General features: G+C 30.0%; 17 protein-coding genes. 13 read left to right on the forward strand and 4 right to left on the reverse strand.

The features are described 5' to 3' along the window. Positions 1–103: 103 nt before the first annotated feature. The 12 genes from BUB34_RS06600 to BUB34_RS06655 all read left to right on the forward strand — a co-directional run bounded on the left by BUB34_RS06600 (position 104) and on the right by BUB34_RS06655 (position 14,564). On the forward strand, positions 104–829 hold the full coding sequence (locus BUB34_RS06600) for an ABC transporter ATP-binding protein (RefSeq protein ID WP_200787871.1): 726 nt from the start codon (positions 104–106) through the stop codon (positions 827–829). Next, positions 823–4,080, forward strand: a complete 3,258-nt coding sequence (locus tag BUB34_RS06605) for an ABC transporter permease (protein WP_073125703.1) — start codon at positions 823–825, stop codon at positions 4,078–4,080. The genes BUB34_RS06600 and BUB34_RS06605 overlap by 7 nt, the downstream gene beginning before the upstream one ends. Before the next feature lie 100 nt (positions 4,081–4,180). Continuing rightward, positions 4,181–4,378, forward strand: coding sequence for a hypothetical protein (locus BUB34_RS06610; protein WP_073125705.1), 198 nt, complete (start codon positions 4,181–4,183; stop codon positions 4,376–4,378). Between the two features lie 167 nt (positions 4,379–4,545). Beyond that, complete coding sequence (locus BUB34_RS06615; protein WP_073125708.1) at positions 4,546–6,051, forward strand: DUF1846 domain-containing protein; 1,506 nt, start codon at positions 4,546–4,548, stop codon at positions 6,049–6,051. 272 nt (positions 6,052–6,323) lie between these two features. Next, on the forward strand, positions 6,324–7,418 hold the full coding sequence (dinB, locus tag BUB34_RS06620; protein WP_073125710.1) for a DNA polymerase IV: 1,095 nt from the start codon (positions 6,324–6,326) through the stop codon (positions 7,416–7,418). A gap of 101 nt (positions 7,419–7,519) precedes the next feature. Further along, entirely contained in the window at positions 7,520–8,656 is a 1,137-nt protein-coding gene (locus BUB34_RS06625; RefSeq protein WP_073125713.1) for an aldo/keto reductase, read from the forward strand. 20 nt (positions 8,657–8,676) lie between these two features. Next, positions 8,677–9,819 (forward strand): aldo/keto reductase, encoded by a 1,143-nt coding sequence (locus BUB34_RS06630; protein ID WP_073125716.1) that lies wholly within the window; start codon positions 8,677–8,679, stop codon positions 9,817–9,819. A gap of 186 nt (positions 9,820–10,005) precedes the next feature. Next, positions 10,006–11,271: a 30S ribosomal protein S1 gene (locus BUB34_RS06635; RefSeq protein WP_073125720.1), complete on the forward strand. Its 1,266-nt coding sequence runs from the start codon at positions 10,006–10,008 to the stop codon at positions 11,269–11,271. A gap of 153 nt (positions 11,272–11,424) precedes the next feature. Beyond that, a complete protein-coding gene (locus tag BUB34_RS06640) occupies positions 11,425–12,141 on the forward strand; it encodes a phosphatase (RefSeq protein WP_073125723.1) in 717 nt (238 codons plus the stop codon). A gap of 46 nt (positions 12,142–12,187) precedes the next feature. After that, entirely contained in the window at positions 12,188–12,688 is a 501-nt protein-coding gene (locus BUB34_RS06645; protein ID WP_330392753.1) for a PaaI family thioesterase, read from the forward strand. Between the two features lie 296 nt (positions 12,689–12,984). Then, positions 12,985–13,710, forward strand: coding sequence for a substrate-binding periplasmic protein (locus tag BUB34_RS06650; protein ID WP_073125729.1), 726 nt, complete (start codon positions 12,985–12,987; stop codon positions 13,708–13,710). 38 nt (positions 13,711–13,748) lie between these two features. Further along, positions 13,749–14,564, forward strand: coding sequence for an EAL domain-containing protein (locus BUB34_RS06655; protein WP_073125732.1), 816 nt, complete (start codon positions 13,749–13,751; stop codon positions 14,562–14,564). 80 nt (positions 14,565–14,644) lie between these two features. Here the strand turns inward: BUB34_RS06655 and BUB34_RS06660 are convergent, their stop codons facing one another. Then, positions 14,645–15,487: a MerR family transcriptional regulator gene (locus BUB34_RS06660; RefSeq protein ID WP_242948844.1), complete on the reverse strand. Its 843-nt coding sequence runs from the start codon at positions 15,485–15,487 to the stop codon at positions 14,645–14,647. A gap of 75 nt (positions 15,488–15,562) precedes the next feature. On the opposite strand from BUB34_RS06660, the gene BUB34_RS06665 reads away from it, so the two are divergent. After that, complete coding sequence (locus BUB34_RS06665; RefSeq protein WP_073125735.1) at positions 15,563–16,909, forward strand: MATE family efflux transporter; 1,347 nt, start codon at positions 15,563–15,565, stop codon at positions 16,907–16,909. 76 nt (positions 16,910–16,985) lie between these two features. Here the strand turns inward: BUB34_RS06665 and BUB34_RS06670 are convergent, their stop codons facing one another. Genes BUB34_RS06670 through BUB34_RS06680 form a run of 3 tightly spaced genes read right to left on the reverse strand, consistent with a single transcriptional unit; the run spans position 16,986 to position 19,379 of the window. Beyond that, positions 16,986–17,996 carry an aminoglycoside phosphotransferase family protein gene (locus BUB34_RS06670; protein ID WP_073125737.1) on the reverse strand — a complete coding sequence of 337 codons (1,011 nt, stop codon included), beginning with the start codon at positions 17,994–17,996 and terminating at the stop codon, positions 16,986–16,988. 46 nt (positions 17,997–18,042) lie between these two features. Next, positions 18,043–18,699 (reverse strand): TIGR04282 family arsenosugar biosynthesis glycosyltransferase, encoded by a 657-nt coding sequence (locus BUB34_RS06675; RefSeq protein ID WP_073125740.1) that lies wholly within the window; start codon positions 18,697–18,699, stop codon positions 18,043–18,045. A 5-nt stretch (positions 18,700–18,704) separates the two neighbouring features. After that, complete coding sequence (locus BUB34_RS06680) at positions 18,705–19,379, reverse strand: TIGR04283 family arsenosugar biosynthesis glycosyltransferase (protein WP_073125743.1); 675 nt, start codon at positions 19,377–19,379, stop codon at positions 18,705–18,707. Positions 19,380–19,532: the final 153 nt, after the last annotated feature.

The raw sequence follows: 19,532 nt of genomic DNA on the forward strand, positions 1-19,532 counted from the left end.
ATAACCTTTTTTCATTATGCGGTATAGATTTAAACCTTATAAGTTAGTAATAAAGTGTAGGTAAAATAAATATATTGTTATGATATAATATACTAAAAACTAGATGAGAATAGAGGGAATATTGTTGAGTAAATATATTGAATTCAAAGATGTAAAAAAAGTATATAAAATGGGAGAAGTTGAAATTTCTGCATTGAGTGGTGTTAACTTTTCAGTGGATAAGGGAGAGTTTGTAATAGTAGCAGGAGCTAGTGGAGCAGGAAAGAGTACTATACTAAATATACTAGGAGGTATGGACAGCCCTAGTAGTGGCGAGGTAATTGTAGATGGTAAAAAAGTAAATAACTATTCAAACAAGGAACTTATAACATATAGAAGATATGATATAGGGTTTGTGTTTCAATTTTATAATTTAGTTCAAAATTTAACTGCCAGAGAAAATATAGAGTTAGCTACACAAATATGTAAAGAGCCCTTAAACATAGACGAAGTAATGGAATCCGTAGGACTTGAGCAGAGAAAAAATAATTTTCCAGCTCAACTTTCAGGAGGTGAGCAGCAAAGGGTTGCAATTGCTAGGGCACTTGCTAAAAATCCTAAAATCCTTCTATGCGATGAACCTACAGGAGCATTAGATTATAATACAGGTAAATCAATACTTAAACTTCTTCAAGATACATGCAAAAAAATGGGTATGACTGTGATAATAATCACTCATAACTTGGCATTGGTGCCTATAGGGGATAGAGTTATAAAAGTTAAAAATGGAAAGATAGAGAGTTCTACTATCAATGAAAATCCAGTACCGGTAGAAAGGATTGAATGGTAGATATGAAGAGTGCTTTATGGAAGGATATTATTAGAGATATAAAAAAGAGTAGGGGCAGGTTTTTATCTATAATGTGTATTGTGGCTTTAGGGGTTGCTTTTTTTTCGGGAGTAAAAGTTTCTCCTATGGTGATGAGAAATACCTCAGACAAGTACTTTGATGATAATAATCTAATGGATATAAGGCTGGTATCTACACTAGGGCTTACAGATAAAGACGTAGAGGAAATAGTTAAAATTGATAGTATTGAAGGTGTTTTACCGACTTATTCTTTAGATGTATTGGCAAAATATAGTAGTCAGGAAAAGGTATTTAAGATACACGCACTTCCTTTAGAGGATATAAAAAAAGAAAGTAAGGATTATATAAATAGAGTAAATGTGCTAGAAGGAAGATTACCTCAAAAAAGCGGTGAGTGTGTAGTAGAAAAAAGTAAAATAGATCGCTTAGGTCTGAAGATAGGTGATAAACTCAACCTAAAGTCTGGGACAGATGAAAGTCTAACAAAAAGTTTAAATAACTCAGAATATAAGGTGGTTGGATTTATAGAAACACCGTATTACCTATCACACGAGAAAGGTAGTAGTAGCATAGGAAGCGGTATTGTAAATGGTGTAATTATGATTCCACAGAGTGATTTCATAATGGATGCTTACACAGATATATTCTTGACAGTTAAAGGTGCCAAAGATGAAAATTCTTATACCGATGAGTACTTTAATATAGTTGACAAGACAACAAATAAATTAAAAGATATATCAGATTCCAGGATAAAATCAAGATATAAAGAGGTGCGACAAGAGGCATATGAAGAGCTAGGTAAAGGCAAAAAAGAATTTGAGCAAAATAAAGTAGATGTAAATAAAAAGCTGGATGATGCACAAAGAGAACTTGAAGATTATAAACAAAAAATAAATACTGGTGAAAAACAGTTAAAAATAAAAAAATTAGAAGTACAAAGTCAGATAAAGAGCGGAAAATCTAAAATATTAAATGCCGAGAAACAATTAATTCAAGGGGAAAAAGAGTATGAGAAAAATCTAAAGCTTTTTAACCAAAATAAAACTTTAGCAGAAAATGAGTTTTCAAAAGCAGAAGTACAAATAAATGAACTAGGGATTAAAATAGCAGGATTAAAAAATTTAAATTCAACTTTAGAAACTAGGTTAAATGACACAAATTTAAGTGAATCGGAAAAAGAGATTATAAAACAGGAAATGGCTAAGAATAATGCTATAATAAACAGTATTGTACCTCAATATGAGAGTAGCAAAAATCAATTAAATTCAAAAAAACAGGAACTAGTAGAAACTAGGGAAAAATTAAAAAAAGCAAAAAATGATATAGTTATAGCAAAAAATAAATTACAAAAAGAAAAATCTACTTTGGACTTGATGGAATCTAAATCAAAGGTAGAGTTCAAAAAAGCGGAAAATGAGTTAAGTAAACAAAAAAATAGGATAAAAGAAGCAGAGTATGAATTGATAGACAATAGGAAAAAAGCAAAAGATGAGTTACAAAAAGCAGAAAATAAAATAATTGATGCAGAGGACAAAATAGCAAAAATAGAAAAACCAGAGTGGTATGTTCTGGACAGAAACAGTCACTACTCATATAGAGAGTATTCAGGATGCGCAAAAAGTATAGATGCCCTTTCTGGAATATTTCCAGTATTTTTCTTTTCGGTGGCAGCCCTTGTTTGCCTAACAACAATGACTAGGATGGTAGATGAGCAAAGGATAAATATTGGTACGCTTAAGGGACTTGGATATACAACTTGGAAGATAGCTCAAAAATATATAATATATTCACTAGCAGCTAGCTTAATCGGAAGTGCTATGGGGCTATTGATAGGGTATACTTTGTTTCCAACCATAATATTTGATGCTTATGGAATGATGTACAATTTGCCTAAAGCTATTTTAACATTCAATATACCTTTAGCACTAAATGTAACAATAACATCGATAGCTATAACCACACTATCAGCTTATTTAGCTTGCTACAAAGAACTTAAAGAGTCTCCGTCTGTATTAATGAGACCAAAGGCTCCGAAAAATGGCAAGAGGATTTTACTGGAGAGAGTAGACTTTATATGGAATAAGATAGGTTTTATAGGAAAAGTGACTATTAGAAATATATTCAGGTATAAGAAAAGATTTTTAATGACAGTTTTAGGTGTTGCAGGGTGTACAGCTCTAATATTGACAGGTTTTGGAATTCGTGATTCTATTCAAATGATAGTAGACGGTCAATATGGTACTATATTCAAATACGATATGACAATCACCCTTGATAATAATCCTAAGTTAAGTGATATAGATAAACTATCAGAATATATACAAAAAGATAATAGAATAGAAGATTATCAATTTATAAATCAGCAAAATGGAAAGTTAAGATCAAAAAACAGTGAGAAAGATGTTTCTATTTTAGTTCCTAGTGACATAGATGATATGAGTAAACTTATACATCTGCAAGATAGGAAGAGTAAAGAAAGTATAAAGCTTGGAAAGAATGGTATTGTAATAACGGAAAAGATAGCAAGGGAACTAGATATTAAAACAGGAGATATAATTGAGGTTGTAAATAGTAGTGACAAGAAAGTAAAAGCTGAGGTAATGGGAATTGCAGAAAACTATGTTTCACATTATGCGTATATGTCAGAGGAGTATTACAATAAACTATTTGGAAGAAAAACAAAACATAATACAGTTATAGCAACCTTAAGAGATACATCAAAAAACTTAGAGGAAAGCTTATCTAAGGATATAATTAGAAGTACAAATATAAAAGGAGTTAGTTATAACACAGCAGTAAAAGAAACCTTTGGAGATACTATAAAAAATCTAAATTATGTAGTACTGATAATGATTTTATCTGCGGGATCTTTAGCGTTTGTAGTTCTTTACAACTTAACAAATGTAAATATATCGGAGAGAATCAGGGAAATAGCAACGATAAAAGTTTTAGGATTTTATGACAATGAAGTATCGGCATATATATATCGAGAAAATATAATTTTAACTGTAATTGGATCATTTGTAGGGCTTGGACTTGGAAAATTATTGCACCAATTTATAATGATAACTGTTGAAGTTGAAAATATGATGTTTGGTAGGGTGATAAGTATTAAAAGCTATTTGATAGCATTTGTGTTAACAATAGTTATGGGAGTAGTGGTCAACCTTGCAATGTACTATAAGTTAAAGCAAGTACAAATGGTAGAATCGTTGAAATCTGTTGACTAATATATATTTATCCAGAAAGTAATGTCAAAATTATCCCCAGATACATAGTATATATTAGAGTTAAAACTCATTATTAGAAATCAACAAGGGGGTAACATATATGTTAGAAAGATTTTTTGGAGAAGATGGTTTTATGGGCGGTTGTGGAATATGGATAATAGTTTTATTCTTTTTATTCTTAGCTTTCCAAGATAGTTGTGTTGATATAGATTTAACTGCATGGATACCATTCTTAATATTATTATTAATAGTTTGTGGAGCAGGAGAAATGTTTGATGGTGGATGTGGATGCTGCTAATAATAAAAAAATAATTAAAATAGAGACTATCGTCTAATTAGACGATAGTCTTTGTTTTGCGTTATAAATTGTCTTGAAAATTTATTTTTTTAGAGTTATAATATTAGCTTAGAAAAAATATAAAAACTGGTTATCAATAATTAATTTAATTTAGTGAGGTGCAAAAAATGAAAATAGGATTTGACCATGAAAAGTATTTAGAAGAACAGTCAAAATACATACTAGAGAGGGTCAATAATTTTGACAAGCTCTATTTGGAATTTGGCGGAAAGCTTATTGGAGATCTTCATGCTAAGAGAGTTCTACCCGGGTTTGACGAAAATGCTAAGATAAAAGTATTACAAAAGATAAAAGAAAAAGTAGAAGTAGTCATATGTGTTTATGCAGGTGATATAGAAAGAAATAAAATAAGAGGCGATTTTGGTATTACCTACGATATGGAAGTTTTAAGACTGATAGATGATTTGAGAATGTATGAATTAGATGTAAACAGTGTGGTTATAACAAGATTTGAAGGTCAGCCTGCAACAACAGTATTTATAAATAAACTAGAGCGTAGAGGTATAAAAGTATATAAACATACTCCTACAAAGGGATATCCATCAGATGTAGATACTATAGTAAGTGATGAAGGATATGGTGCCAATCCATATATAGAAACAACTAAGCCTATAGTTGTACTTACAGCTCCTGGACCAAACAGTGGTAAACTTGGAACTTGTTTAAGTCAGCTATACCATGAAAATAAAAGAGGTAATGTAGTAGGATATTCGAAGTTTGAAACATTCCCAGTATGGAATGTGCCTCTAAAACATCCACTAAACATTGCATATGAAGCTGCGACTGTAGATTTAAAAGATGTTAATATGATAGATTCATTCCATCTTGAAAGATATGGGAAAATGTCTGTAAACTATAATAGAGACTTAGAGTTGTTTCCAGTGCTTAGAAAAATAATAGAAAAGATAACAGGAAAAGAAGCTATATACCAGTCTCCAACAGATATGGGTGTTAATAGAGTAGGTTTTGGAATAATTGATGATGAAGTAGTAAAAAAAGCATCTATAGAAGAAATAATAAGAAGATACTTTAAAACTTCATGTGAATATAAAAAGGGTCAAGTAGACAAAGGCGCTTACGATAGAATGAGCATGATCCTACAAGAGCTTAATTTAAAACCAGAAGATAGAAAAGTTGTTATGCCCGCAAGAAATTATAGCAATAAATTAAGAGAAAATGCCGATAAAAATGATATATGTCCAGTAGTAGCAATAGAATTAAACGATGGGACTATATTGACAGGTAAGGGTTCTGATTTAATGAATGCAACAGCCGCTGCAATATTAAATTCAGTAAAATATCTAGCAAGTATTTCTGATGATATGCATTTGATATCTCCAGTAATACTAGAACCAATTATAAACTTAAAAACTAAAACACTATCTAGTAGAAATGTTTCACTTAGTTGCCAAGAGGTATTAACTGCACTTAGTATATGTGCTGTTACAAGTCCTATTGCACAATTTGCGATGGAAAAATTACATATGCTAAAAGGTTCCCAAGCTCATTCAACTACTATACTTAGTAAGGATGATGAACAAACATTTAGAAAGCTAGGTATAGATGTTACTTGCGATCCTGAATATCCATCACAAAATCTTTATTATAATTAAAAGTAAAAAATAAAAAATCAAAAAAAGTAGACCATATCATTGCTAAGAGGTATGGTCTTTTTTAGTAACTGGTTATCAATAAGGAATTATAATTTAGTTCCTTGGAATATTTATTTTAAATCTTTTTTTAGTATTTTGCAAGGATTTTTTAGAAAATATTTATTAATAAACGCTAAATCTAGGAAATCTATAGAAATACAACTATTATTTGATATAATTATGATACAGACAGAACATAAGTTCGAAAAATATAGATTTTAAAAGGTGATATTATGGAATATAATAGAAAAATAGTACATATAGATATGGACGCATTTTATGCATCAATAGAACAAAGAGATAATAATAAACTAAAGGGAAAACCGGTTATAGTTGGGGGGAATCCTCAAAGTAGAGGAGTAGTGGCTACTTGTTCATATGAAGCTAGAAAATACGGTATTCACTCTGCTATGCCGTCAAAAATAGCATATAAAAGATGTCCTTATGCAATTTTTGTCAAACCTAGATTTGAAGTTTATCATGAAGTATCAAACCAAATTAGAGAGATATTCTATAGATATACAGATATAGTAGAACCACTTTCTTTAGATGAAGCTTTTTTAGATGTAACCCATAACAAGAAAAATATTAAATATGCTACCTCATTAGCAAAAAGTATAAAGTCAGATATTTTAAATGAACTGGGCCTTAGTGCATCAGCAGGTGTATCCTATAACAAGTTTTTGGCAAAGGTTGCTTCAGATTATCAAAAACCAAATGGATTAACCGTTATAACCAAGGAAAATACTCAAGAAATTTTAGATAGTTTACCTATAAATAAGTTTTTTGGTGTTGGAAAGGTTACAGAAAAAACACTTAGACGGTTTGGGATAAACAATGGATATGATCTTAGGAGTCTAAGTTTGTATGAACTTGAGAATATGTTTAAGCAAAAGGGATATACACTATATCAGTTCGCGAGAGGAATAGATAATAGAGAAGTTAAAACGCATAGAGAGAGAAAATCTGTAGGGGCAGAGACAACACTAAATCATGATATATTTATCGATGACGAAGAGGCAAGTGATATTTTAGATGCTATTAGTAAAGAGGTATCAGATAGATTAATAAGATCAGGAAAACTATGTAAGACTATAACCTTGAAGGTAAAGTATGATGATTTCAAACAGATTACTAGAAGCATAACCTTAAGTGAATATGTAAACTCACATAAAAGAATTAGAGAAACCGTATATTCACTTTTAAAAAATATAACTATAAAAGAAAATCGTGTAAGGCTTTTGGGGATAACAACATCAAATCTAATAGATGGAGAAGATGAGTATGTAAATATTACTTTAAATGAGTACTTAGATAGAATAAAATGATTGGTTATAATGGTAGTTTGAAAAATTTTATCAATGTTTTAACAATGTTTTAGTGATATAATATTTTTAATTAGACTTTATAACAAAGAGGGGAGCATTTTATGAGATATACAGAGTATGGAAAAACCGGGAAAAAGGTTTCAGTTGTAGGATTTGGTGGACTGAGATTTGATTTAGAAAAAAGTAATGAAGATCATGCAGAGCTAATAAAATATGCATATGAAAAAGGTATAAACTACTTTGATACAGCGCCAGGTTATTGTGATGATAGAAGTGAAGATATATACGGAATAGCATTTAGGGATATGATAAAAGAAGGGAAAACGGATTTTTACGTATCTACTAAAGGTATGCCAGAAACCTATGACACAGCAGAAAAGGCAATAGAAGCTGTAAAAAAATCTATAGAAAGACTAGGCGTAAAAAAAATAAATTTCTACCACGTATGGTGTGTTAGAAAAATGGAGCACTACGAATTAGCCATGAAAAAAGGTGGACAATACGAAGGTTTATTAAAGTGTAAAGAAGAGGGTCTAATAGATCATATAGTATTCTCATCACATCAAGAAGGAAATGAAGTTATAAAGGTCCTTGATGAAAATAAATTTGAAGGTGTTACTCTAGGAATAAATATATTAAACTTCCCTTATAGAATAAAAGGGGCCCAACATGCAGTAGATAATGGGTATGGAGTAGTGGCTATGAACCCATTAAATGGTGGAACTATACCAGCACATAACAAAGAGCTATCATTTTTAGCTAAAGATGGAGAAACAGCAACAGAGGCTGCACTTAGATTTAATATAGGTATTCCACAAATAAATATTTCATTAGTTGGATTTAGCAAAAAACAGGACATAGACGATGCTTGTAGAATAGCAGATGAAAATATAGATTATTCACAACAAGATATAGATGAAATAGAAAGTAAAATTGGCGAAAACATGAATGCAATATGTAGTGGATGTGGTTATTGTAGAGTATGTCCAAAAGAAATAAATACAGCTGCGTATATGCTTTTCTACAATGAAAAACAAATGTTTAAGAAAAACGATGAAGATATGACAAACCTGTTATTAGGAACTAGATATGGGAACTATACAACAGGTAGCAAGGTAAAAGCGAGTGAGTGTGTCTCATGTGGCAAATGTGAAAAAGAGTGTACACAACACTTACCAATTATAGACAGATTAAAGGAAATATCTAAGTGGGAAGAAGATGTAAAAAAAATTAAATAATTTTTAGGGGAGAGTCTATCATGAGATATGTAGATTATGGAAAGACAGGCAAAAAAGTTTCGGTAGTTGGATTTGGTGGGTTAAGATTTGACTTAGATAAGAGCAACGAGGAAAATGCACAGTTAATAAAATATGCATATGAAAAGGGAATAAACTACTTTGACACGGCTCCAGGGTATTGTGATGATAGAAGTGAGGATATTTTTGGAGTTGCGTTTAGAGAAATGATAAAAGAGGGTAAGACTGATTTTTATGTATCTACTAAGGGAAAACCTAAGATGTTTGATACATCAGAAAAGGCAATAGCTGCAGTAAAAAGATCTATAGAAAGATTAGGGGTAAAAAAAATAGACTTTTATCATGTATGGTGTGTTAGAAAGATGGAGCACTATGAGTTGGCCATGAAAAAGGGTGGACAATACGAAGGGCTACTAAAGTGCCAAGAAGAAGGTCTAATAGATCATATAGTATTTTCATCTCACCAACCAGGAGATGAGGTTATGGAAATACTTGATAAAAACAAATTTGAAGGGGTTACTATGGGAATAAATATATTAAATTTCCCATATAGATTTAAAGGTGCTGAATATGCAGCTAAAAATGGATATGGGGTAGTAGCAATGAATCCTTTAAGTGGAGGAACAATTCCAAAACATAGTGAAGAATTGTCTTTTCTAGCAAAACAGGGAGAAACAGCAATAGAAGCTGCACTTAGATTTAATATAGGATGTCCAGAGATAACGGTTTCTCTAATTGGATTTGGCAAAAAACAAGATATAGATGATGCCTGCAAAATAGTGGATGAAAATGAAGTTTATTCAAAGGAAGATATAGAAAAAATAAAAAATAGACTAGGCGAAAATATGAATGCAATATGTAGTGGTTGTGGGTACTGCAAAGTTTGTCCAAAAGAAATAAATACACCTGCATATATGTTATTTTATAACGAAAAACAAATGTTTAAAAAGACTGATAAAGAGATGACTGAATTGGTTTATGGACTTGAGTATTGGAATTATACTATGAATAGTAAAGCCCAAGCATCTGAGTGCATAGCCTGTGGAAAGTGTGAAAGTGAATGTACACAGCACTTACCGATAATAGAGAGACTAAAGGAAATAGCTAAATGGGAATCCGAAGGTGTAAATGATGTAACTGTATAGTATTAATTAAAAGAAGAAATAGAAAATCAAGTTTTAGTTAAAAATACTCTCATTGATAAAAGTTATATTCATGGGAGTATTTTTTTGAAATTGGGATGAAAATATTATAAGAAAGTAGTAAGTATTGCTGGTATTAATGGTATAATATTTACAAAGTTATATAATTAGGAGAAAGGATGTATTATAATGACAAATAATTTATCAATGCAAGAATTGCTTGATCAAGAAGAACAAGCACTTAGTAAGATAAAAGTTGGAGAGATAATAACGGGAAAAGTAATAAAAATAACATCTGATGAAGTTATATTAGGGTTAGATTACGGCTTTGATGGTTCTATATCTATAGACGAATTAAATATAGAAAAAGGTAAATACGCTGATGAAGTATATAAAATAGGTGATGAAATAACAGGAGTTATAACAAAGGTTTATCAAAAAGATGGAGTAATCAAACTATCAAAATTAGCTGCTGATAAGGCTAATGATTTCGTAGAGATAGAAAAAGCATTTGAAGAGCATAGAATAATAACTGTTAATGTGGAGAGAAGTATAGAAAAAGGGTTATTCGCTAACTACAAAACTCACACATTCTTTATACCTATATCACATATAGATACTAAATTTGTTAAAAATACAAATGAGTACATAGGTAGAAACCTAGAGGTATATATAATAGAATTAAACCAAAGTAAAAATAAATTTGTAGCATCACATAGAGATGTTTTACAGGAGCGTTTAGATAAGGAAAGAGAAGAGAGAAGAGCGCGTATAAAAGCGGAAAAGGAAGCTGAAAGAGCACGTATAAAAGCTGATAGAGAAGCAGAGAGAGCCCGCATAAAGGCAGAGAAGGAAGAATTATTTGACTCTTTAGAAGTAGGTCAAAAAAGAGAAGGTAAGGTTACAAAAATAATGACTTACGGAGCTTTTGTTGACATTGGAGGACTAGAAGGATTGGCTCATATAAACAACTTATCTTGGAAAAGAGTAGAATCTGTAGAAGATGTGCTACAAGAAGGTCAGGATGTAGAGGTATATGTTTTAGATGTGGACAGGGAAACTAGAAGAATAGCCTTAGCATTAAAAGACATAAATAATGACCCTTGGAATCTAATATCAAAGGAGCTAGAAGAAGGGGATATTATAACTGGTAAAGTAGTTAGAATAATAGAAAAAGGTGCATTTGTTGAGATAAGAGAAGGTGTAGATGCATACTTACCTATATCTGAACTAAGTGATGATAGAGTTGTAAAAGTTACTAATGTAGTTAATGTTGATGATGAGATTAAGGTAAAAGTTCTTAATTTCAAGCCAAAGGACAAGAGAATGTTAGTATCTATAAAAGAAGCAAATAGAGAGCCAGAGGAAGATATATCAGAGTATATGGAAGTAGAGGAATCTTTAGGAACTTTAGGAGACTTACTTAAAGATAAGTTTAAAGACTTAGAGTTATAATAATTATTAAAACTAGCCATATTTGCATAATGCAGTATGGCTTTTTAATATACGGGTCATTATAGTGTATAAAGACCTTGTTTGTAACATATAATCCAAGAATATATATACAATATATAGTGTGGAAAAATTGCAAGATAGGAGAAAATAGAAATGAAAGCTATATTAGATGTACATTGTCATACTATTGTAAGTGGTCATGCTTACAGCACATTAGAGGAAAATATAAAAGGAGCTAAAAAAAATGGTATTAAGTATCTAGGAATATCAGACCATGCACCTAATATGCCTGGAGGACCTCATCCATTTTACTTTCAAAATATGCATGTAATACCAAGAAGGGTAGATGGTGTAGCAATACTTAGAGGAATAGAGGCAAATATAATAGATTACAATGGAAGTATAGATGTAGACCAAGAAATATTGGGTCGATTAGATTATGTAATTGCGAGTCTTCATAGACCTTGTATAGAACCAGGTACAAAAGAAGAAAATACAAATGCAATACTGAAAGTTATGGATGAACCTAAGGTAAAGATAATTGGTCATCTAGATGATAGTGGATTTCCTGTAGACTATGAGCCTATAATAAAGAAAGCAAAGGAGCGCAATGTTCTTTTAGAAATTAATAATTCATCTTTGAATACAGGTTCTTATAGAACTGGTGTAAAGGATAACTTAAAGGTGTTACTTGAGTATTGTAAAAAGTATGATGCAAAAGTCATATTAGGAAGTGATTCACATATATCTTATACAATAGGTAAGTTTGACAATTGTAAAGGAGTATTAGAAGAAGTAGAATTTCCAGATAAATTAATTATAAATTATTACGAAGATGAGATTGTGGATTTCTTTGGAATAAATTTTTAATCTAAATGATATACAGTGGATTATAATTCGGTGGGGAGGAACTATTTTGAAGCATAAGGTACTAAAGAAACAAAACGTTGGCAGAAGGTGTATTGTTTGTGGAACAGACAATGATTTAGGATTAAAAACATCTTTTTATGAACTTGAAAATGGTGAACTCTTAGCTGTTTGCAATACTAAAGACTGGCATCAAAGCTATCCAGGTAGAGTTCATGGAGGAATTTCTGCTGCTCTTCTTGATGAGACTATAGGAAGGGCTATTAGCATTAATGATGAAACTATATGGGGAGTGACTGTGTCACTAGAGATAAAATATAAAAAACCAGTTCCAACAGACCAACAAATAAAAATAGTGGGTAGGATAACAAAAGAAAATAGAAAATTATTTGAAGGAAGTGGAGAAATAATTTTAGAAAATGGTGATATAGCAGCTACAGCCACAGGAAAATACATGAAGATGCCTATTAGCCAGATAACAGATGAAGAGTTAGAAGGCGATGAGTGGATAAATACAGAAGACGAGTTACCAGATTATATAGAATTTTAATATTAAAAAATAGAGTTTTAACTAAAATATATATCTATACTAGAAATTTGTATTATTGTCTTGTATATTTGATTAAAAGTTATATGGTATTTTAAAATTTTTAAAAAAATATACTAAACAATCAAAAAAAATGTTAGAATTATACAATAAATGTAATATTATGTAATAATGTCTTTTAAAAGACATTATTACATAATAGTAACAACTTAAAATTAAGGAATGATTATATGAGGATATTTAAACAGAAAATAGTTGCTACGGTATGTATAATATTTTTTTAAAGTACAAATACTGCTATGGCTAAAGTTAATAGTGCCTCGAAGACCACAGAGGATACACTTAAAGTAGGTTTTTATGAGGTAAATCCGTACTATTTCATAAATGATAGAGGACAGATAGATGGTTATTACAAAGAAGTATGGGATTTGATATCAGACGAATTAGATGTAAAATACGAATATGTAATGGCTGATTTTGCAGACTGTATAGATAAACTGGAAAGCGGAGAAATTGACCTTCTTTTCGGATTGCATAGGACTGATGAGAGGCTTAGAAAGTTAGAGTATACAGATAATTATATCACCGTTGAAATGTATGGACTGTATACCAATAAAAATATTAATTACGGTGAATTAAAGAAACTAGATGGAGGCAAAATCGCCTTTGTAAAAGATGATATAAATTCAAGGTGGATGAAAGATTTCTTGAAAGAAAAAAGTATAAGTATAAATCAAGTCATAACAAACTCTTATGATACATCAGCAGATCTTTTAGAATCAGGTAAGGTTGACGCTATGTGTAGTGTAGCTGGAGACTCCGATGTCAAAGGTAAAAATATATATGAATATTCATTAGGCCCAGTGTATATATGTGGGAACAAAAATAGTATGGAATATATAAATAAAATAGATAGATTGCTAGATCAATATAAAGAAAAAAAAAGAAATCCAATAGATGATATACAAAAAAATATCATCAGGAGGATCATGGTAAAAATAAATACAAAAATAGATATAGGTTAAGAATACTTTTAAGTATAAGTATTTTACTAATTCTAGTTATGATAACTATTGTACTAAATAAACTAACTCCACTTATAATAAAAAAGAGAACACAAAATATAATAAAAAATAGAATGAAGAATAATGAATACCTATTATATTACCAGCCTATAATTGATCCTAAAAAAAATAGTATAATGGGGTTTGAAGCATTATTAAGATTAAACGATTCTAAAGAAGGGATACTACCTCCAAATAAATTCATAAAAGAAATAGAAGATAATGATATGATTTTTGATGTATCTTTATGGATATTAAAAAATGCAATAAACGACTATAAAATAATAAGAGAGTATAAAAATGTAATTAATAAAGATTTTTATATATCTATAAACGTTTCTTTAAATGAGATTGAAAATGAAAAGTTTATAAAAAAAGTAAAGGAAATTAAGCAAGAAAGTGGAATAGGTAGAAACAAGATTTGCCTAGAGATAGTAGAAAAAATAAGGATAAATGATTTGTTTAAAATGCAACAGTCAATAAAATCTCTAAAAGAAAGTGGAATAATGATAGCTATAGATGATTTTGGTGTTGAGTATTCAAATCTAGATATATTAGAAAAATTAGACTGTGATATGATAAAATTAGATAAATATTTTATAGATGATATAGAAAGGTCAATGCTTAGAAAAGAGATACTGGACTTTTTATCTAATATTTCTATTGCTACAAATAAGACAATAGTAGTTGAGGGTGTAGAAAGTGATGATCAAAAACAAATTATACAGGATAATAAAAACACCAGATTCTATATTCAAGGATATTATTACTCAAAACCTGTTCCTATTGAAGAAGTAAAAAATATTAAACTATAAAAATATAAGATATTATAAAAATAGTGGGAGAATAGCAATTTTGGCTAATCTACCACTATTTTTAGTTTATAATATGGGTATTAAACAAAGTATAATTCGCTTAACAGTTTAACAGGAATTTGAACCTGGGTAACGTACTCATCTTCTAAAGCTGTTTCGTATATATCTATCTTATAAATTTCAACGGGATCCCCAAGTATTGTATAGTTATTAGCGGTTATAAACTTATGTAGCATGGGAAGTATTTGGGAAGATTTTTTATAGTCACCTTTATATGTATAAGTGACATAATAACCTTCTTCTAAAACAAAATTATAATTGGTAGCATCATCATCAAGTAAACAAAAGATATATTTAAAATTATTAAATATTCCTTTTGATATACTCTTAGAATCAAATACAGCACCAAAGTTACTATTTCCTAAGAGATAAAATTTATCATCGAACTTTTCATTTAATCTCTGTATAAGAAAATCTACATTTTCATCAAAAGTGACATTAGTGTTTATAGTGAGTGCTTTTCTTTTAGGCATATACAAGAGTTCTATTCTATTGAAGTTAGTATGATTTATAGTATTATCTATAGATGATAATCTTTTTTTTAATGATTCCTTGTGACTAGCTAATTCATTTAATTTTTCATCTATAAGTGAAATTTCTTCTTGAAGCATATTTTTAGTACTATTAATATTCCTATTCTGCAAGTATTCTTTTATTCTTTGCATAGAAAAATCAAGGCTTCTAAGCTCTCTTATGAGATTGAGGTTGCAGATATCTTTAATAGTGTACATCCTATAAGAATTGGTGTCACGGTCAGGATTTAACAGACCTAATTTTTCATAGTATTTTATAGAATCTCTACCTATTTTATATATTTTTGAAAGCTCACCTGTTTTATAGTATTTTCTTTTTATAATAGCCACCTCCTAAAATTAAAAAAACTTGACTTGAGTATTATACCACAGTTTATAGTTTTCTAGGAAGAAGGAGGGATTTATATGGAATCAATAAAGGATTTAAAATCACAATTTAAAAAATATGTAATACCTTCGGTATCAGCTATGTGGGTATTCTCTTTATATTCAATGGTAGATGGAATATTTGTAAGCAAAGGAGTAGGAAGTGAGGCGTTGGCGGCTGTAAATATATCAACACCTTACATAAATACTATATTTGCTTTATCTATACTGTTTTCAACAGGAGCAACAACCGTGGTATCTATGACACTAGGTAGAGGCGATGACAAAAAAGCAAGTGAGTACTTTACACTAAATACAATTGTTCTAGTAATTTTATCTGCTATTATACTTGTGCTTAGCTTGTCTAATTTAGATAGAATAGCAGTATTTTTGGGGGCAACTACATCGACACTTGAATATGTGAAAGGTTATTTAGGAAATATAATCTTGTTTGTAGGGTTTTATATAGTATCGTATTCGTTGGAAGTTCTTATTAAAAGTGATGGATATCCTCACCTTTCAACAATAGGTGTTGTTATATCGGCAATAACTAATATAGTACTGGACTATGTATTTGTACTTAAATTAAACTGGGGAGTTGAGGGAGCAGCGATTGCAACCGGATTTGCAAGAGTGTTCTCTTTTTCATTTTTCTTTATACACTTCCTAAGAAGAAAAGGCAAACTAAGATTCACTAAGTTTAAGTTTGATTTTGACATTATAAAAAGAATAGTGTCAATAGGTATACCTGATTGTGTAACAGAGGCTAGTATGGCGGTAGTAGTATTATTATTCAATCAAAGTATACTAAGATTTATTGGAGAGGATGCACTTGTAAGTTATAGTGTTATTTGCTATGTAAATACATTGATTTTAAGTACAATGATAGGTATTTCTCAAGGTATGCAACCAATTTGTAGCTATTATTATGGCAAAAAAGACAGGGAAGCTGTGCTTAATATCTTAGATATGGGATTAAAAGTCGTAAAGGTAGCATCTGTAGCATCATTTTTAATAGTTGTTATTTTTACTAATCAGATAGTATCAATGTTTATTGATAAAATAGATGAAAATATGTTCAATTATACTGTAACGACTTTAAGAGTATTTTCATTTGCATTTTTAATAATGGGATACAATGTAATTACCTCTGGATTTTGTACTGCGATAGGAAGACCTATGTTAGCGGGGGTAGTTTCTATAGGAAGAGGAGTTGTTGTAATAACAATTAGCTTAGTAGTAATGCTGTTTTTATTTGGAGGCAAGGGTATATGGATAGCGACTGTGGTATCTGAGGTTGTAGTTCTTGTTATGGCTAGAATGATAATGAGAAGTTGTAGAGATGAAATTGAAGAAAGTAAGTATGCTGATGTTAGAATAGCTTAATGTTTAACTATTAAAAATAAACTCTAAATAGATTTTAATAAAATCCTTTAGAGTTTATTTTTTATATAGAAAAAGATTATAGAAAATAATTACTTTCTATCTCATCCAAAAAGCTGTGTTTTAAATAAGACTCTATTTTTTTATATGTAAATTCATTTTGTAAGATTTTTTCTGATTGATTGTACTGAATCCATGCCATAGAACACCACGTAATACCTCTTAAACATGTAAGTGGCATATAGGTTTCAAATCTGTCGATTATATTTGATGTGTCGAATCTATCTTTGACTAAATCTATATAATCATTTATGAATTTATACATTTTAGTTTTTTCTAGTATTACGTCTGTTTTCCAAAAAGTTGTTGTTGGTGCAAGAAAGTGAGCTAGGTCTTGTGCAGGCTCCCCAAGCAAGGGTTTTTCCCAATCAATAATATAATTATTTTTTTGTGGACCGTTAATTAAAAAATTTCCGGAGTTTAGTTCAGTATTTATATAATGACGGTCTCCATCATAGTCCTTTTCAAATTTAATTTTTTCATTGCAGTAATTTATAAGTCTTTTAATTTGATTTTTAGTTCTAGTATCCCCAAGTGGCGAATCTAAGTATACTTTTGCCATATTCTCACATTCATCTACCATTGCATATAAAAGATTTTTAGGTGAAATTAGAGTGGTATCACTAGATACTTTTGTACTATGTATATCTGATAGACACTCGGCTGCTATTTTTAAATCCGTTAAATAATTTAGAGGTTTTCCTTCTAAAAACTCCATAACGAGAACCCCAAAAGGAAAATCTTTTTTAGTGCCATCCACATAATAAACCTGAGGAGTTCTGCCACTAGAAAATAATTCTTTAAGAGCATTGTACTCATAATCTATCTGGTTATCTAAATGCATCTGGCTACCTGTGTTTACTCTAAGAAGTAATTTTTGGCCACTGGATGGATGGATGAATAGATAGTTGACATTGTATTCACCCTGGGCTAGTAATTTGAATTCTAGGTCGTACTCAAGTGGTATTTTTAGAGCATTTCTAAATTTAGATGTTTTTGCATATCTATTTAAGTATTCTAGTTTATCCATTGTAAATAACCCCCTAGTATATAGTTACTTTTAAGTATATTAACTATTATTTATTTTTTAAAAAATTAATTGTGTTTATACAATCTACAGTTTTTCTATTTTGTATATCTTTTTTTAATATACTTAGGTCCTGTTCATCGTCTATGTCTAAACAAGTATCTACAAGTTCGTATGAAAGACCTAATCTTTTAAACTGTCCTATAGTATTTGATAAAACATCACCACTACCATAAGTTTGATTTTCAAAAATCCCCCTATGAACTTTTTTCATTCCAATTAAATAGTAGCCTTTGTCATATGTAGGGCCTATGACTACATCCTTATTATTTAAATAATAAAAGGCATTTAGTAGTGTTACTGATTTTATTTGAGGAACATCAGTGCCTATAAGTACACATGATTCATAATTTTTATCAAGTACATATGAAATAGCATTTGCCATTTTTTCACCTAAATCGGAGCCCTCCTGAGGAATATAGGTATTATTTTCTCCAAGCAAATTTACTAGAATATGCTTGTCTGATTTAGGAGTATAAAAAATAAGAATATCTTTTTTAGTTTTTTTACATACATTAAAAATATCTTTCAAAAAATTACTGTGTATTAAAGCACAGTCTTTTGGAGATAGACACGTCTGTAGACGAGTTTTCGTTTTACCTGGGATAGGTACTCTTGTGAAAATTATAATTGCTTCTTTTTTCATATAAATCACCTTATATCTCTATACATTTTTGATATTAAATTAATATCTTCGCCATTTCTAAACATCCTTTGAAGTTTTTGCATTTTCCACATGGTCTTAAAGATTCCAGTATCTAAAAATCTTCTTGAAGAAGTTGTAATTTTGCTGTTTACTTGGCAAATTTTATATTTTTCCTTTAAATATATGGATAGTTGATAGTCTTCCATTATAGGTATATCTGGAAACATTCCGATATCATAAAAAACTTCTTTTTTTATAAATATACCCTGGTCTCCAAATGCAATGCATCTTAATTTGACTCTTAGGTTTGAAAAATATGCACAAACTTTCATCCATATATTTCTAGAATCAAATCTAAGCTTAAAACAACCTACAGAGTAACCATCGTTTATTTTATCTATTATTTTAGTAAGTGCATCTTTTTCTAGGGTACTATCACAGTGAAGGAAAAATAATATATCACCTGTAGCATACTCAGAACCGAAATTCATTTGATTAGCTCGTCCTTTTTTGCTATGAATTACAGTATAATCATTTCCAATTATAGAAAGAGTATCATCTGTACTTCCTCCATCACTAAATATAACTTCAAAGTCTCCTTCAAGAATTTTGAGGTTATCTATTAAAGACTTAATTTGTTTTTCTTCATTGTAAGTTGGAATTATAATAGAAATTTTCATACTCACTCCTTATAAAAATTACGTCTATGTCAATAATCTAATTTATAACATTTGAGTTTTGACAATTTTATAATATTAAATAGTTAAAAAAGTTCTGATACTTTAAATCCATAGATAACCATATTTTTTATGTGAATTATGGATTTATTTAGC

Source organism: Asaccharospora irregularis DSM 2635 (genome assembly GCF_900129815.1).
Classification (GTDB): domain Bacteria; phylum Bacillota; class Clostridia; order Peptostreptococcales; family Peptostreptococcaceae; genus Asaccharospora; species Asaccharospora irregularis.

Bases quoted from the DNA above. Each gene is read 5' to 3' on its own strand.
- BUB34_RS06600 (WP_200787871.1), top strand. From the start codon at position 104: ATGAGAATAGAGGGAATATTGTTGAGTAAATATATTGAATTCAAAGAT.
- BUB34_RS06605 (WP_073125703.1), top strand. From the start codon at position 823: ATGGTAGATATGAAGAGTGCTTTATGGAAGGATATTATTAGAGATATA.
- BUB34_RS06610 (WP_073125705.1), top strand. From the start codon at position 4,181: ATGTTAGAAAGATTTTTTGGAGAAGATGGTTTTATGGGCGGTTGTGGA.
- BUB34_RS06615 (WP_073125708.1), top strand. From the start codon at position 4,546: ATGAAAATAGGATTTGACCATGAAAAGTATTTAGAAGAACAGTCAAAA.
- dinB (WP_073125710.1), top strand. From the start codon at position 6,324: ATGGAATATAATAGAAAAATAGTACATATAGATATGGACGCATTTTAT.
- BUB34_RS06625 (WP_073125713.1), top strand. From the start codon at position 7,520: ATGAGATATACAGAGTATGGAAAAACCGGGAAAAAGGTTTCAGTTGTA.
- BUB34_RS06630 (WP_073125716.1), top strand. From the start codon at position 8,677: ATGAGATATGTAGATTATGGAAAGACAGGCAAAAAAGTTTCGGTAGTT.
- BUB34_RS06635 (WP_073125720.1), top strand. From the start codon at position 10,006: ATGACAAATAATTTATCAATGCAAGAATTGCTTGATCAAGAAGAACAA.
- BUB34_RS06640 (WP_073125723.1), top strand. From the start codon at position 11,425: ATGAAAGCTATATTAGATGTACATTGTCATACTATTGTAAGTGGTCAT.
- BUB34_RS06650 (WP_073125729.1), top strand. From the start codon at position 12,985: ATGGCTAAAGTTAATAGTGCCTCGAAGACCACAGAGGATACACTTAAA.
- BUB34_RS06655 (WP_073125732.1), top strand. From the start codon at position 13,749: ATGATAACTATTGTACTAAATAAACTAACTCCACTTATAATAAAAAAG.
- BUB34_RS06665 (WP_073125735.1), top strand. From the start codon at position 15,563: ATGGAATCAATAAAGGATTTAAAATCACAATTTAAAAAATATGTAATA.
- BUB34_RS06670 (WP_073125737.1), bottom strand. From the start codon at position 17,996: ATGGATAAACTAGAATACTTAAATAGATATGCAAAAACATCTAAATTT.
- BUB34_RS06675 (WP_073125740.1), bottom strand. From the start codon at position 18,699: ATGAAAAAAGAAGCAATTATAATTTTCACAAGAGTACCTATCCCAGGT.
- BUB34_RS06680 (WP_073125743.1), bottom strand. From the start codon at position 19,379: ATGAAAATTTCTATTATAATTCCAACTTACAATGAAGAAAAACAAATT.